At 72.2% G+C, this 14,646-nt stretch carries 11 protein-coding genes and 1 pseudogene; 7 read left to right on the forward strand and 5 right to left on the reverse strand.

What is annotated here, in order from left to right; translation table 11 throughout:
* The first annotated feature begins 77 nt into the window (after positions 1-77).
* The 5 genes and pseudogenes from mtrA (at position 78) to hpf (ending at position 5,978) form a co-directional block, all read left to right on the forward strand.
* Positions 78-767 (forward strand): MtrAB system response regulator MtrA, encoded by a 690-nt coding sequence (gene mtrA, locus J7462_RS25250; RefSeq protein WP_208570335.1) that lies wholly within the window; start codon positions 78-80, stop codon positions 765-767.
* A 13-nt stretch (positions 768-780) separates the two neighbouring features.
* Positions 781-2,538, forward strand: coding sequence for an MtrAB system histidine kinase MtrB (gene mtrB / locus J7462_RS25255; RefSeq protein ID WP_219467419.1), 1,758 nt, complete (start codon positions 781-783; stop codon positions 2,536-2,538).
* Positions 2,539-2,564: 26 nt separating this feature from the next.
* Positions 2,565-4,388, forward strand: coding sequence for an LpqB family beta-propeller domain-containing protein (locus J7462_RS25260; RefSeq protein ID WP_219470699.1), 1,824 nt, complete (start codon positions 2,565-2,567; stop codon positions 4,386-4,388).
* A gap of 7 nt (positions 4,389-4,395) precedes the next feature.
* Positions 4,396-5,102 (forward strand): annotated as a pseudogene (locus J7462_RS25265) (ComF family protein).
* A 249-nt stretch (positions 5,103-5,351) separates the two neighbouring features.
* A complete protein-coding gene (gene hpf, locus J7462_RS25270; RefSeq protein WP_208570338.1) occupies positions 5,352-5,978 on the forward strand; it encodes a ribosome hibernation-promoting factor, HPF/YfiA family in 627 nt (208 codons plus the stop codon).
* Positions 5,979-6,071: 93 nt separating this feature from the next.
* On the opposite strand, the gene J7462_RS25275 is transcribed toward hpf, so the two are convergent.
* A complete protein-coding gene (locus J7462_RS25275; protein WP_219467422.1) occupies positions 6,072-7,223 on the reverse strand; it encodes a GNAT family N-acetyltransferase in 1,152 nt (383 codons plus the stop codon).
* A 104-nt stretch (positions 7,224-7,327) separates the two neighbouring features.
* Positions 7,328-8,482 (reverse strand): GNAT family N-acetyltransferase, encoded by a 1,155-nt coding sequence (locus J7462_RS25280; RefSeq protein WP_219467461.1) that lies wholly within the window; start codon positions 8,480-8,482, stop codon positions 7,328-7,330.
* Positions 8,483-8,652: 170 nt separating this feature from the next.
* On the opposite strand from J7462_RS25280, the gene secA reads away from it, so the two are divergent.
* Positions 8,653-11,580 (forward strand): preprotein translocase subunit SecA, encoded by a 2,928-nt coding sequence (gene secA, locus J7462_RS25285; RefSeq protein ID WP_219467464.1) that lies wholly within the window; start codon positions 8,653-8,655, stop codon positions 11,578-11,580.
* 309 nt (positions 11,581-11,889) lie between these two features.
* Here secA and J7462_RS25290 read toward each other — a convergent pair whose 3' ends face one another.
* Together J7462_RS25290 and J7462_RS25295 are read right to left on the reverse strand one after the other, a co-directional pair.
* A complete protein-coding gene (locus tag J7462_RS25290; RefSeq protein WP_219467466.1) occupies positions 11,890-12,471 on the reverse strand; it encodes an Rv3235 family protein in 582 nt (193 codons plus the stop codon).
* Between the two features lie 102 nt (positions 12,472-12,573).
* Positions 12,574-12,801, reverse strand: a complete 228-nt coding sequence (locus J7462_RS25295) for a helix-turn-helix domain-containing protein (RefSeq protein ID WP_067306191.1) — start codon at positions 12,799-12,801, stop codon at positions 12,574-12,576.
* A gap of 243 nt (positions 12,802-13,044) precedes the next feature.
* On the opposite strand from J7462_RS25295, the gene J7462_RS25300 reads away from it, so the two are divergent.
* Positions 13,045-13,557 carry a hypothetical protein gene (locus tag J7462_RS25300; protein WP_208570343.1) on the forward strand — a complete coding sequence of 171 codons (513 nt, stop codon included), beginning with the start codon at positions 13,045-13,047 and terminating at the stop codon, positions 13,555-13,557.
* A 6-nt stretch (positions 13,558-13,563) separates the two neighbouring features.
* On the opposite strand, the gene J7462_RS25305 is transcribed toward J7462_RS25300, so the two are convergent.
* Complete coding sequence (locus tag J7462_RS25305; RefSeq protein ID WP_219467468.1) at positions 13,564-14,565, reverse strand: hypothetical protein; 1,002 nt, start codon at positions 14,563-14,565, stop codon at positions 13,564-13,566.
* Between the last annotated feature and the right edge of the window lie 81 nt (positions 14,566-14,646).

Here is a 14,646-nt window from a genome sequence, read left to right on the forward strand (position 1 = left end):
GGTGGCACCTCTCCCGGCAGTACCGTGCCATCCAGACGCGATCCCACCGACTGAACGGGGATGGAAACATAAACCCCATGAGAGCCCGGGTGCTGGTGGTCGACGACGACCCCGCGCTCGCCGAGATGCTCGGCATCGTCCTGCGCAGTGAGGGTTTCCTGCCTTCCTTCGTCGCCGACGGGGAACGGGCGTTGGCTGCGTTCCGGGACAGTCGACCCGACATCGTGCTGCTCGACCTGATGTTGCCCGGGATGAGTGGTATCGACGTGGCGCGGGCGATCCGTGGCGAGTCGGGTGTGCCGATCGTCATGCTGACCGCCAAGAGCGACACCGTCGACGTGGTGCTCGGCCTGGAGTCGGGTGCCGACGACTACGTGGTCAAGCCGTTCAAGCCGAAGGAGCTGGTGGCCCGGATGCGGGCCCGGCTGCGGCGGGGCGAGGACGTCGCCCCGGAGATGCTGACCATCGGCCCGCCCGGTAACCAGATCACCATCGACGTGCCGGCGCACACCGTCAGCCGGGACGGCGACGAGGTGAAGCTGACGCCGCTGGAGTTCGACCTGCTGGTCGCGCTGGCCCGCAAGCCGCGTCAGGTCTTCACCCGGGAGGTCCTGCTGGAGCAGGTCTGGGGTTACCGGCACGCGGCGGACACCCGGCTGGTCAACGTGCACGTGCAGCGGTTGCGCGCCAAGATCGAGCCGGACCCGGAGCGGCCGGAAATCATCCTGACCGTGCGGGGCGTGGGATACAAGGCGGGTACCGGATAGCCTGGTCTGCACCGTGACCAGTGCCCCCGACCCCACCCCCGAGCACACCGCCGGCTGGCGTCCCGCCGCGCGGGCGGTGTGGCGTGCCCTGCTGGGCCGTTGCCTGCGGGTGACCGCCGGCCTGCGGCAGACCTGGCGGCGGTCGTTGCAGGTCCGGGTGGTGACCATCACGCTGGTGGTGTCCAGCCTGCTGGTCGGCGGCTTCGCCTACCTGATCGCCGACAAGATCACCAGCATCCTGCTCGAGAACGCCGAGACCGACGTGCTGCTGCGGCTGCGCAACGGCAGTGACTACTCGGCCAAGCAGTTCAACCTCTACAGCCAGCCCCAGGAGGCGCAGCTCCAGGACACCGTCGAGGGCACGGTCAACTATCTGGCCGGGGGCGACCCGCAGCAGACCAGCGGGGTGGTGGTGGCGATCACCGCGGACAACTACGCCGGCATCATCGAGACCCGCACCTCCCCGGCGATGGACGTCCGGCCGCTGGTCAGCCGGGAGCTACGGGCCGCCGTCGCCGACGGTAAGGTGGCCCACCAGATCCGCACCGGCCAGCTCACCGGGGAGCGGACGAAATACCTGGTCTACGGCTCCCCGGTGCCCACCCGCTTCGGCCAGCTGGAGCTCTACTACCTCGTCCCGCTCAACCGGCAGGACGCCACCGCCGCCGACGCCCGGGCCACCGTCCTGGCCACCGGGGTGGCCCTGGTGCTGCTGCTCGGCCTGCTCGCCGCCCTGGTCACCCGGTTGGTGGTGACCCCGGTCCGGGTCGCCGCGCGCACCGCCCAGCGGCTCTCCGCGGGCCTGCTCGACCAGCGGATGGTGGTCAACGGCGAGGACGACCTCGCCCTGCTCGCCGCCTCGTTCAACCAGATGGCCACCAACCTGCAACGGCAGATCCTCCGCCTGGAGGAGATGTCCCGCCTCCAGCGCCGGTTCACCTCCGACGTCTCGCACGAGCTGCGGACCCCGCTGACCACCGTCCGGATGGCCGCCGACCTGATCTTCGCCGAGCGCGACGAGTTCGACCCGGCGGTGGCCCGCAGCGCCGAGCTGCTCCAGGCGGAGCTGGACCGGTTCGAGGAGTTGCTCACCGACCTGCTGGAGATCAGCCGCTTCGACGCCGGCTTCGCCATGCTCGACTCCGAGCCGACCGACCTGGTGCCGGTGGTGCACCGGGTCGCCGACCGCCTCGCCGGACTGGCCGAACGGGTCGGCGTCACCATCGAGCTGGCGGTGCCGACCAGCCCGGTGATCGCCGAGGTGGACCCGCGTCGGGTCGAGCGGGTGCTGCGCAACCTGGTCGGCAACGCCGTGGAGCACGGCGAGGCCAAACCGGTGGTGATCACCCTGGGCGTCGACCAGACCGCCGTCGCGGTCACCGTCCGCGACCACGGCGTCGGGCTCAAGCCGGGCGAGGAGAAGCTGGTCTTCAACCGGTTCTGGCGGGCCGACCCGTCCCGGGCCCGGCAGACCGGCGGGACCGGGCTGGGGTTGTCGATCAGCCTGGAGGACGCCCGGCTGCACGGCGGCTGGCTGGAGGCGTGGGGGGCGCCGGGGCAGGGCGCCCAGTTCCGACTCACCCTGCCGGTCCGCTCCGGCGACCGGCTCACCACCTCACCGCTGCGGCTGGTGCCGGCGGACGCCACCCTGCCCTTCGGTGGCCCGCGAGACGGCGACCTGTTGGCGATCGGGCCCGCCGACGGTGGTGTCCTGGCCATCGGCCCCGGTCCGGCCGCCGTGCCCGACGAGCGGGCGGAGGTCCGGTCGTGAGTCGTCGCACGGGCCCGGGCCCGGCCGTGGGGCGCCGGGCGCTGGCCGGGCTGCTCTGCGTCGTACTGCTGGCGCTCGCCACCGGCTGCGGCATCCCCGACCGCACCGACGTGCAGGTGGACGGGTCCGGGCCGGCCGTCTCGGCGGGCGCGTCCAGCTCCGGCCGGGGCGAACCCCCCACCCGCACGTCCAGCGGCGCCGACCGGGAGACCTTCGTCCGCAACTTCCTGGCCGCCGCGGCCGGTGAGCCCGAGCGGGCGTACGCCCGGGTCAAGCAGTTCATCGCCCGCGAGGACCGCAACCGGCTCGCGGAGAAACAGGGCAGTGAGGTCGCGATCAACGTGGTCCGGCTGACCGAGAAGCCGGTGATCACCGAGAACGTCAACGGTCTGCTCACCGTTCGGGTGCCGGTGCAGCAGGTGGGGCTGCTGCGGGCCAACGGGGTGCTCGGCCCGCCGGTGGTGACGGACACCGAATACCAGTTCTCGCTGCGCGGCTCCGCCGAGCCGGGCCAGGAGAGCACGCAGGACGGCGGCTACTACGTCACCGATCCGCCGAGCGTGCTGCTGCTGGACACGTTGAGCCTGCGGCTGTACTACCAGATCCGTACGGTCTACTTCTGGAACTCCGACGCCACCCGGCTGGTCGCCGACCAGCGTTACCTGCCCCTCGCCGTGCCCAACGAGCGGCTGGTCAGCGAGGCGGTCAAGTGGCTGATCGCCGGCCCGTCGGACTGGCTCCGCCAGGGGGCGAGCGGCCTGCCGGACCGGACCGCCCTGATCAACAACGCGGTCAAGACCGACGGCCGGTGGGAGGTCAACCTCGACCTGCCCGGGGACGACCGTCGCAAACTGGAGAAACTCGGCATCCAGCTGTCCTGGTCGCTGTCCGACCTGGACGGCCCGCTCCAGCTCACCACCCGCAACCAGTCCCGGGTGACCATCGACGACCTGGCCGCCCACCGGCTCGCCAACCCGGTCTATCCGCTCACCGAGGCGCCGCAGCGGTTCACCGTCTATGACGGGGCGATCCATCCGCTCGTCTTCGAGGCCGAGCCCATCGGCCCCGTGCCGATCCGCGTGGAGGACAACCACACCATCGTCTCGGCGGCCCTGCGGCGGGCCGTCGAGGACAAGACCCTCGCCGCCCTGGTGACCACCGCCCCGGGCGGCCGGCACCGGCTGGTCGCCGGTTCCGGTGCCGCGCCGGTGCAGGTGATGACCCCGGGGACGCAGACCTTCACCGCGCTCGGCCGGCCGGTCTGGTTGCGCCCGCTCGGCGGGGCCCAGCCGTACGGGCTGGTGGTGGCCGACGGGCGGCTCTACCGGTTCGACGACCGGGCCCGGATGGTCCAGGTGCCGGTGGGCGCGACGGGTCAGGTCAGCGCGGTGGCCGCCGCCCTGGACGGGCACCGGATCGCACTGATCGTCGGTGGGCGGCTCTACCTCAGCACGGCGAGTCTCGACGGCGGAGTGGTCTCCCTCGGCCCGGTACGACAGGTCGCCACCACACTCACCGACCTGTCGGCGGTGGACTGGGCGCAGGAGAACACCCTGGCCGTGGCCGGCTCCACCAACCGTTCGGCGGTCTACGAGGTGGGCGTGGACGGGGTGTTGCAGGCCGGGCTGGTCACCGACGTCGGTGCCCGGGTGACCCACCTCGCGGTGTACCCGGGCAACCCGACCTACGTGCTGCCCACCCTCATGATGATGTACGAGGCCAACGGGGTCGCCTACCGCTACCGTTCACCGTCGGCGGAGACGATCCGGGGCGAGCAGGTGCTGGACGTGCCGTCCCCGCCCGCCGGTGGCCGGGCGGGCAGTCCGACCGCGCCGTTCTTCCTGTTCTGAGCCGCTCGTGCGGGACATCGGCGGACTCTGGGCGGACCTGACCGATCTGGTCTTCCCGACCGGTTGTGCCGGCTGCGGTCGGCGGGACGACACCCTGCGGCAGGGCTGCTGCCCGCGCTGCGTACGCCAGCTCGCCGCGCTGCGGCCGGTGCCGGCCCGTCCCACCCCGCCTCCGCCGGACCTGCCGCCCTGCCACGCCCTCGGCCCGTACGCGGGTCCGCTGCGGGAGGTGCTGCTGTCGTACAAGGAGCGGGGTCGGCACGGGTTGGCCCGGCCGCTGGGCGGGTTGCTGGCGGAGGTGGTGGCGGCGGCGGTGGGTCCGGCCCGGCCGGTGCTGCTGGTGCCGGTGCCGGACCGGGCGGCGGCGGCCCGGGCCCGCTACGGCGACCACCTGACCCGGTTGGCCCGGCACGCGGCGGTCCGGTTGCGGGGGCCGGCTGGGACGTGCGGACGGCGGTGCCGGTGCGGGCCCTGCCCCGGCCGGATTCGGTGGAGCTGGACCAGGCGGGGCGGGCCGAGGCGGCGGCGTCGGCGTTCCGGCTGCGGGCGGGGTGGGCCGGGCGTGGTGCGGGTGGCCGGACGGTGGTGGTGCTGGACGACATCCTCACCACCGGGGCCACCCTGGCGGCGCTGAGTCGGACCTTGCGTGCGGCGGGAATGACGCCATATGGCGCGGCCGTGTTGGGTGCAACGCAAAAGCGGCGGCATTGGTGACGCAACGTGTTTCCGTTTCACCCCATGGTGTTGGTTGCTGTTAATTCTCTGAGGGTTTCCCACAACCGGGGGTGACTGTCGGCCGAACAGGAGTTAGCGTTTTCGTGTCGGGGTAGGAAGGGTTCCCCACCCGTCCCGACGGTGGAAGGAGGCGTAGCCGTACCTGACCGGTCGACGCTCCCAGGGGCCCTCCCGAGGTTGCTCGACCGGATTCGAAGATCAGCCGACCATCCGGAAAAGGGAGGTCACGTGGACATCGTGGTCAAGGGTCGAAACGTCGAAGTGCCGGACCATTACCGGGTACACGTAGCCGAGAAACTCGCGAAAATCGAACGCTACGATCACAAGCTCATCCGGGTCGATGTGGAGCTGTTCCACGAGCGCAATCCCCGGCAGTCCGACACCTGCCAGCGAGTGGAGATCACCTGTGTCTCCCGTGGGCCGGTGATCAGGGCAGAGGCCTGCACGAACGACTTCTACAGCGCGCTGGACGCGGCCATCGCCAAGCTGGACACCCGACTGCGCCGGGCGGCCGACCGCCGCCGCGTACACCGGGGCCGGCATGCGCCGATCTCCGTCGCCGCCGCCACCGCCGGTCTGCCGGTGGCCGGCCTGGACGACGTCGCCGCCCCCGCCGGCGGCACCGCCACCGCGACCGCCGTCGAGGAGCGCCCGGAGGAGCACGACGACCAGCCCTGGCACATCGCCCGGGCCAAGGTGCACCCCGCCGACCCGATGACGGTCGACGACGCCCTGTTCCAGATGGAACTCGTCGGCCATGACTTCTACCTGTTCCACGACAAGGAGTCCGGCCGCCCCAGCGTCGTCTACCGCCGCCACGCCTACGACTACGGCATCATCTCCCTAGACACCTAACCCACCCCCCCCGGCCCCCGGCCCCCACCCCCGCTCGCGGTGATCAAGAAGTTTGCGTCAGCTACGAAGATCGAATGGACGTAAACCTCTTGATCACCCGGGAGGTGGGGGTGGGGTCGGGGGAGAGGGAGGGGGGTCGGTGGGGAGGTGGGACCAGAGGAGGGTGTCGGGGCGGGGGGTTTCGGGGGTCGGGGCGGGGAGGCGGGCACGCATGAGGCCCTCCCGGTGGAAGCCGGCCCGGGTCAGGACGCGCTGGGAGGCGGTGTTCCACGGAGCGGTGCCGGCCCAGAGGCGGGCCAGACCCACCGGGCCGAACGCCCAGTCGGCCACCAGCCGGACCGCACGGGTGGCCAGGCCCCGGCCGCGCGCCTCGGGCAGCAGGCTGTAGCCGATCATCGCCTGGCCGGTGGCCGGCTCGTCGTGGATCAGAGCGCAACCGCCGACCATCGTGCCGGTCACCGCGTCGCACAGCGCGAAGTCGGCCGCCCGGCCGGTCAGCCAGTCGCTCTCGGCGACGGCGCAGCGCCGGTCGATGTCCGCCCGGGTCGGTGGGACCGGACGGACCCGGGTCGCCACCACCTCGGGGCGGGTGTGCAACCGGTGCAGCACCTCGGCGTCGGCAGGGGCGAGCCGGCGCAGGGTCACCACCGCGTCGGTGAGCCGGCCGTCAGGCAGGTCCGGCAGCAGGCGCGGGACCGGGCCGGGCGGGTCGCCGGCGAGGCGTACCCAGGCGAGCAGGTCGTACCGGTCGCCGTCACGGCCCGGGCCGGCAGCCCGGCGTACCCCCTCGGGGTGGAAGCCGGCGGCCAGCGCGACCCGCTGGCTGGCCGGGTTCTCGGCCCTGATCAGCAGCTCCAGCCGGGCCAGGCCGGCCTGGAACGCGGCCGTCGCCAGGGCCCGGGTGGTGGCGGTGGCGATCCCGCGCCGCCGGGCCCGCGGTGCCACCCAGTAGCCCAGCTCAGCCTGCCCCCGGCCCGGCGCCACCTGGCTGAGCCCGGCCCCGCCGACCAGCCGGTCGGTCCCGGCATCGACGATCGCGTACGCCGCGCCGCCGCTGCGCCACGCCGCCGGGGCGCCCTCGGAGATCCACCAGTGCGCGTCGGCGACCGTGTAGGGATGCGGCATCCCCACCGGGTTGAACCGCAGGTTCACCGGATCGTCGCGGCCGGCTGCGAGGTCCTCGGCGTCGTCCGGCCGGAACGGCCGCAGCCGCACCGGTCCGGCCTCGATGACCTCCGGGGTCACGTCAGGTCCTCGCCAGGCTCGATGGTCCGTGGGTTCACGTCAGGCCGCCGTCGTCGTTGGTCTGCGGGGTCACGTCAGGTCCCCGGCTTCGTTGGTCTGCGGGGTCACGTCAGGTCCTCGGCGAGCAGCGCGCCGACCCAGGCGTCGACCCGGTCCCCCCGCTGCGGCACCCCGCCCCGCAGGGTGCCCTCGACGGTGAAGCCGGCCTTCTCGGCGGCCCGCCGGGAGGCGGTGTTGCCGACGTGGGCCTTCCACTCGATCCGGACCAGGTCGAGGCCGGTGATGCCCCAGGCGGCGAGCGCGCCCAGCGCGGCCGGCATCCAGCCCCGGCCCCGGGCGTGCGGCGCGGTCATGAAGCCGACCTCGGCCCGCAGCGGGTCGACGGGGTTCAACCGCAGGTCGACGGTGCCGGCGAAGGCGTCGTCCGGGTCGGCCAGGACGAAACACGCGCTGCTGCCCCGCGCCCAGGCCAGCCCGCCGTAGGTCAGGTAGCCCTCGGCGTCGGTGTGCTGGTAGGGGTGCGGCACGCTGGTCCACCGGACGGTGTCCGGGTCCCGGCAGGTGGCGACGACCCCGTCCAGGTCGCGTTCCTCCATCGGTCGCAACCGCAGCTCGGTGTCCCCGGCGGTGGCGAACAGGACGGGCTGCGGCCGACCGAACACGGCGGCCCGCCGGGCTTCCAGGGTGCCCGGTCCGGCCGGTCCGGGCGCACCGGCGGCGGGCACCTCCCCGGGCAGCAGCGAGCCGATCCAGCCCTCGACCCGGCCGTCCCCGGCGGGTCGGGCGAGCCGCAGCTCACCGGAGACCTGGAAGCCGGCCCGCAACGCGACCAGCCGGGAGAAGTGGTTGCCGACCTCGGCCTGCCAGATCAGCCGACGCAGCGCCAGAGCGTCGAAGGCCCAGCGGGCGACCGCCCGGGTGGCCCGCACGGTGACCCCCCGGCCCCGGGCCCAGGGGGCGGTCCAGTAGCCGATCTCACCGGTCTCGACCTCCCGGTCGATCGCGACCAGGCCGCAGGAGCCGAGCAGCTCGCCGGTGGCGGCGTCGCAGACCGCGAGCGGTGCCCCGCTGCCCTCGGCCCAGGCGCGGGGGCTCAGCTCGGTGACGAAGCCGTGGGCGTGTTCAGGCCGGTACGGACGCGGTACGGTGGTCCAGCGCTGGATGTCCGGGTCCTGGCAAGCCCGGTGCACGTCTTCCGCGTCCGAGGCGAGCCACGGACGCAGCAGCAGGCCGTCCTCGATGATCTCCACAGGCTCCATGCGGGTCATCGTGCCGGATCGTTCGCGGTGGGCGTAACCGGATAACCGCCGGGCGGCGGGTCGAGCCGAGCATTATGTCGGTTTGGTCGGGTCGGACCGCCGCCACCAGTGACCATCGCGCCGACGGAGCGCCTACGATGGTTCGAGACTGTCTAGGGGAGCGTTGATCCGTGTCGATTCTGGAAAGGGTCCTCCGCGCGGGCGAGGGCCGTATGGTGCGCCGGCTGAAGGCCATCGCCGCCGCCGTCAACTCGATCGAGGACGACTACGTCAACCTCACCGACGACGAGCTGAGATCACTGACCGACCAGTACCGGGAGCGGCTCGCCGATGGTGAGACCCTCGACGACCTGTTGCCCGAGGCGTTCGCCACGGTGCGCGAGGCGGCTGCCCGGGTGCTCGGCCAGCGGCCGTACGACGTCCAGGTGATGGGTGGCGCGGCACTGCACTTCGGCAACATCGCCGAGATGAAGACCGGTGAGGGCAAGACGCTGACCTCGGTCATGGCGGTCTACCTCAACGCGCTCTCCGGCAAGGGTGTGCACGTGGTCACCGTCAACGACTACCTGGCCCAGCGCGACGCCGCCTGGATGGGTCAGGTGCACGAGTTCCTCGGCCTGACCGTCGGCGTGGTGCTGCCCAACCGGCCGGCCGCCGAGCACAAGGCCGCCTACGAGTGCGACATCACCTACGGGACCAACAACGAGTTCGGCTTCGACTACCTGCGCGACAACATGGCCTGGTCCCACGATGAGCTGGTCCAGCGCGGGCACAACTTCGCCGTGGTCGACGAGGTCGACTCGATCCTGATCGACGAGGCCCGGACCCCGCTGATCATCTCCGGTCCGGCCGAGCACTCCGCCCGCTGGTACGGCGAGTTCGCCGGTGTGGTGGCCCGCCTCCAGTCCGGCAAGGACGGCGAGGGCGACTACGAGGTCGACTACGCCAAGCGCACCATCGCGGTCACCGAGCGCGGCGTGGCCAAGGTCGAGGACCGGCTCGGCATCGACAACCTCTACGAGTCGGTCAACACTCCGCTGGTCGGCTACCTCAACAACGCGATCAAGGCCAAGGAGCTCTACAAGCGCGACAAGGACTACATCGTCAGCGACGGCGAGGTCCTGATCGTCGACGAGTTCACCGGGCGCATCCTGCACGGCCGCCGCTACAACGAGGGCATGCACCAGGCGATCGAGGCCAAGGAGGGGGTGGAGATCAAGCAGGAGAACCAGACCCTGGCCACCATCACCCTCCAGAACTACTTCCGCCTCTACGAGAAGCTCTCCGGCATGACCGGTACCGCCCAGACCGAGGCGGGCGAGTTCAACAAGGTCTACAAGGTCGGCGTGGTGACCATCCCCACCCACCGGCCGATGGTCCGGATGGACAAGGCCGACGTCATCTACAAGACCGAGAAGGCCAAGTTCAACGCGGTCATCGAGGACATCGCCGAGCGGCACCAGGCCGGCCAGCCGGTGCTGGTCGGCACCGTCTCGGTGGAAAACTCCGAGATCCTCTCCACGCTACTGCGCCGCCGGGGCATCCCGCACTCGGTGCTGAACGCGAAGTTCCACGCCCGCGAGGCCGAGATCGTCGCTCAGGCCGGGCGTAAGGGCGCGGTCACCGTCGCCACCAACATGGCCGGCCGGGGCACCGACATCCTGCTCGGCGGTAACGCCGAGTTCCTCGCCGCCAGCGAGCTGCGCCAGCGCGGCCTCGACCCGGTCGAGCAGGAGGACGAGTACGCCAAGGCGATGGAGGAGGCCCTGCCCACCTGGAAGCAGGCGTGCGAGACCGAGGCCGAGGAGGTGGCCGCCGCCGGTGGCCTCTACGTGCTCGGCACCGAGCGGCACGAGTCCCGCCGGATCGACAACCAGCTGCGCGGTCGGGCCGGCCGGCAGGGTGACCCGGGCGAGTCCCGGTTCTACCTGTCGCTCCAGGACGAGCTGATGAAGCGGTTCCGGGCCGGTGCCGTCGAGGCGGTGATGGAGCGGTTCAACATCCCGGAGGACGTGCCCATCGAGTCGAAGATGGTCACCCGGCAGATCAAGAACGCCCAGGCCCAGATCGAGGGCCAGAACGCCGAGATCCGCAAGAACGTCCTGAAGTACGACGAGGTGCTCAACAAGCAGCGCCAGGTGATCTACGCCGAGCGGCTGCGCGTGCTCAACGGTGAGGACCTCTCCGACCAGGTCCGCAACATGATCGACGACACCATCGGCGCGTACGTGGTGGGGGCCACCAGCGACGGCTACGCCGAGGATTGGGACCTCGACCAGCTCTGGGCGAGCCTCAAGCAGCTCTACCCGGTGGGCGTCACCGTCGACGAGCTGGAGGAGGAGGTCGGTTCCCGCTCCGGCCTGGACCAGGACTTCCTGCTGGCCCGGCTCAAGGAGGACGCGAACGCCGCGTACGACCGGCGTGAGGAGAGCCTCGGCGAGGAGGCCACCCGCCAGCTCGAGCGGATGGTGCTGCTCCAGGTCATCGACCGCAAGTGGCGCGAGCACCTCTACGAGATGGACTACCTCCAGGAGGGCATCAGCCTCCGGGCGTACGCCCAGCGCGACCCGGTCATCGAGTACCAGCGCGAGGGCTTCGACATGTTCGCCACCATGATGGAAGGCATCAAGGAGGAGACGGTCGGCTTCCTCTACAACCTGGAGGTGCAGGTCCAGGAGCCGGAGCCGGAGGCCGAGGAGGTGCAGCTGCTGGACAAGCCGGTCGAGATCCGGGCCAAGGGCCTCAACCGCGCGCCCCAGCAGCAGGGCCTGCAATACTCCGCCCCCACCATCGACGGTGAGGCCGGCGCGGGCGCGGTGGCCGTGGAGCGGCCCGAGCCCGCGCCGTCGGCGCCGGCACTCGGCATCGGCGGTGGGCAGCCGCAGGCTCCGTCGCAGGCCCGACCCGCCGCCGGTACGCCCCGTCGTCCGGCTGCCGCCGGGGCGAGCGGTCAGGCTGCCGCAGCCAGCACCGCCCGGCGTAACACCGGTCCGGTCGACCGGTCGGCCGAGGGTGGTCCGTCCCGCAACGCGCCCTGCCCGTGCGGCTCCGGTCGCAAGTACAAGCGCTGCCACGGTGCGCCCAACGGCGGCGCCTGATCCGAACCGCCAGGACGCCCGCCTACTCACCAGAGCAGGCGGGCGTCCTGCCGTTCCGGGCGGTCCTGCCGTTCCGGGCGGTCCTGTTATCCAGACCGCAGAACCCCTTGCCCGACTTCACCCCCACCCAGCCCCGCCCCTCACCCGGATCAGCCCTCCGGGTTCCGCTTCCCGCGCTGATCAAGAGGAATACGTCAGTTGGATCTCTAGGAATGACCTGAACCTCTTGATCAACACGGCGGGCTGGCTGCGGGGGGCGCGGGGTGGGGGAGGGGGGTGGGGGTCTGGGGTGGGTGGGTGGGTGGGGGGTCAGATGACCTGGAGGGTGGTGCAGAGCCAGCTGCCTCGGCGGTGTTCCAGGCGGAGCGCCATCGCCCAGGTCCGACCACCTGCGGCGACCACCACAGCCACCTCGACAGCTGCCGCGTGCGGCTCGAACACCCGCAGCCGGCGCAGGTGGACGGCGGGACGGGTGGAGCGCCGCCGCACCGGCGGGGTACGCGATGAGGCGCGGGCGAGTTGTTCGCTCACCTCGGCGGTGTGCCCCGGCTCGACCAGTGCCCGGATCTGGCCGGGCGGCCGGTAACCGTTGAGGATTTCCAGGCAGGTGCCGACGAACCGGTGGGCCGCACGGGTCGCCTCGGGGGTGGCGGTGGCGGGCGGGGGCAGTGCCGGGGTGGCCGGATGCCCGGGGTGGGGTCGGGGGTCGGGCCGTCGGCCGGCCGGGCGACCGACGGGCGGCTGCCCGGTGCCGAACAGGTCGAGGGCGAGTTGGCCGGGCGGTCGGGGCCACAGATCCGGCACCTCGTCAACGTAGGGCGGGTCGGCGATGGGGGCGGGGCGCAACCGGATCGGTGGTCGGGTCGGCCCCGGACGGCGGGAGTCGGCCATCGCTGCACCCTCAATCCCTGCGTTTGCCTTCGTTTGCTTCCGACAGCGTCGATTGTCGACCACGGCAACGCCCAGGGTCAATGGCTCAGGGGGACGGGGCGATCACTCCGGGTCGCGGTCGGTGAGCGGGTTGCCGCGTACCCACTCGGCGGTCTCGGCGTACTTGAGCTGGATGTACTCCTCCAGCCGGGCGCGCTCCACCCGCCACTGACCCCGCCCGCCGATCTTGATGGCGGGCAGTTCGCCGCTGCGTACCATGTGATAGACCTGCGAATCTGAGACGTTCAGCTCGGCGGCCACGTCGGAGAGCAGGAGAAACCTCGGCTCCACGGAAACCCCTCGGCTTGACGTCGTTCGGATCAGTTTGCCACCGACAGCCTTCCCCGCCCAGCACCGGACCGCCCGCCCGGTGCGGCGTCTTCCACCGCAGCGGTGTGCGGTGTATGACGGTCTCGGCCGTCGGGTCCGCGCCCGTACCGCCCGTACGGCATGATCGGCGTTCGGGCGGGCGGTGCGGCCACGGTCCCGGGGGACGCGGCGAAACAGCCGGCACGGCAACGAGCGGGGGAGACGATGGCGGGCGACGAGCTGGTCCGGGTGTACGTGCCGGCGACCGTGCCGATGCTGGCCCTGCTGCGCGAGCGGGGACTGCCGGTCAGCGACGGGCACGCGGTCACCCCCACCCTGCGCGAGTGGTACGCCGAGGGCGACGAGGAGGAGTTGGAGTACGTCGCCTTCACCCGGGCCGCCCAGGACGCCCTGCAACTGTTGCGGGAGGACCCGGCCGCACCCCGACGGCGGGTGGTGGTCTCGGTCGACCTGCCCGGTGCCGCCGTCGGCCGGGGTGACGGCGAGCTGGGCTCCAGCGTGGTGGAGCTGGACGGACCGGTGCCGGCGTCGGCCGTGGCCGCGCTGCACGTGGACGGGGACGAAGCGGTCGAGGACGTCACCGCCGCCGTCGACGTGGTGCACGAAGCGCTCGCCGGCGACCCGGACGCCCAGTTCACCGTCGACGGGGCCGAGGACCACGAGTTGGAGTGGTACGCCCCCTCCGAGTGGGAGTTGCTGCTGCGTACCGCCTCCTGACCCGGGTCAGTCCTCGACGGTCTCGGGGTCGTCGTCGCGGTGGGTCGGGCCGAGGGTGCGGCCGAAGAGAACCACCGAGGTCAACGCGCCCACGAAGAGCACCCAGATGCCGTTGTCGATCCGGGAGGTGCCCATGCTGGTCTGGGCCACCGCGTCCGCCTCGCTGAGCGCGCCGGCCAGATCCAGCAGGGTCCGGCCGCCGATCCGGATGATCACCTCGGTGAGCAGCAGGAGCAGACCCGGACCGGCTCCGGCGAGCAGGTAGGCGGGCCAGCGTGGAGCAGGGGCGTCGGGGGCGCGGCGGACGGCCCGGCGGCGGGCCCAGCTGAGGTAGCCGAAGGCGAGCAGCCCGGCCAACAGTCCGCCGAGCAGCGACTCGGTGCGGGAGACCCACTTCGCGGCGCCGACCAGGGACGCCTGCGAGTCGTCCGCACCGAACAGGTCGAACAGCGGGTCGCGGGCCTGGCTGAACAGCACGACGAAGAGCAGGGTGCCGAGGGCGGCGGCGACCACCGCGCCGACCGGTGCCGGGGTACGCGCCCCGGCGATCGCCCCGCCGATGATGGCCGCCGCCGCGCTGGTGCCGGCGATGGTGTTGGTGGTGGCGTTGTCGGCGTAGGTCAGGTTGACGGCCAGGGCGGTGCCCAGCCCGACCAGCATGCCGGCCCCGAGCGCCGCCGCGAAGCGCAGTGCGGCGCGGTCGCCGAGCCGGCGGGCGGCCAGTTCGCTCGCGGCCAGCGCGACGGCCGTCCCGGCGACCAGCGCGGCGGAGATCACCCCGGGTAGGGCGAAGGCGGAGAGGGTGATCGCGGTGAGGCCGACCGCCGCCGAGTGGATCGCTTCCCGGGTGGACCACAGCATCGCGGCCAGCCATCCGAGCGCGAGCACCGCCAGCAGGGGCGTGCCCGGGGCGTACCCCGCCGGTGCGGTGTGGGTCTCCCCGCCGCCCTGCCCGGTGTCGACCGTCCGTGTGGACGCCGCCGTGGAGCTGCCGGGCTGCTTGCTCATCGTCTCCCCTTCGACACCGCGCCACCCCGGCACCGGGAGGGCCTCTGATCGCTCGAACCAGCGTACGCGGGCTGACGGTGC

Origin of the sequence: Micromonospora sp. RL09-050-HVF-A (genome assembly GCF_019374995.1) — a bacterium.
Lineage (GTDB): Bacteria > Actinomycetota > Actinomycetes > Mycobacteriales > Micromonosporaceae > Micromonospora > Micromonospora antibiotica.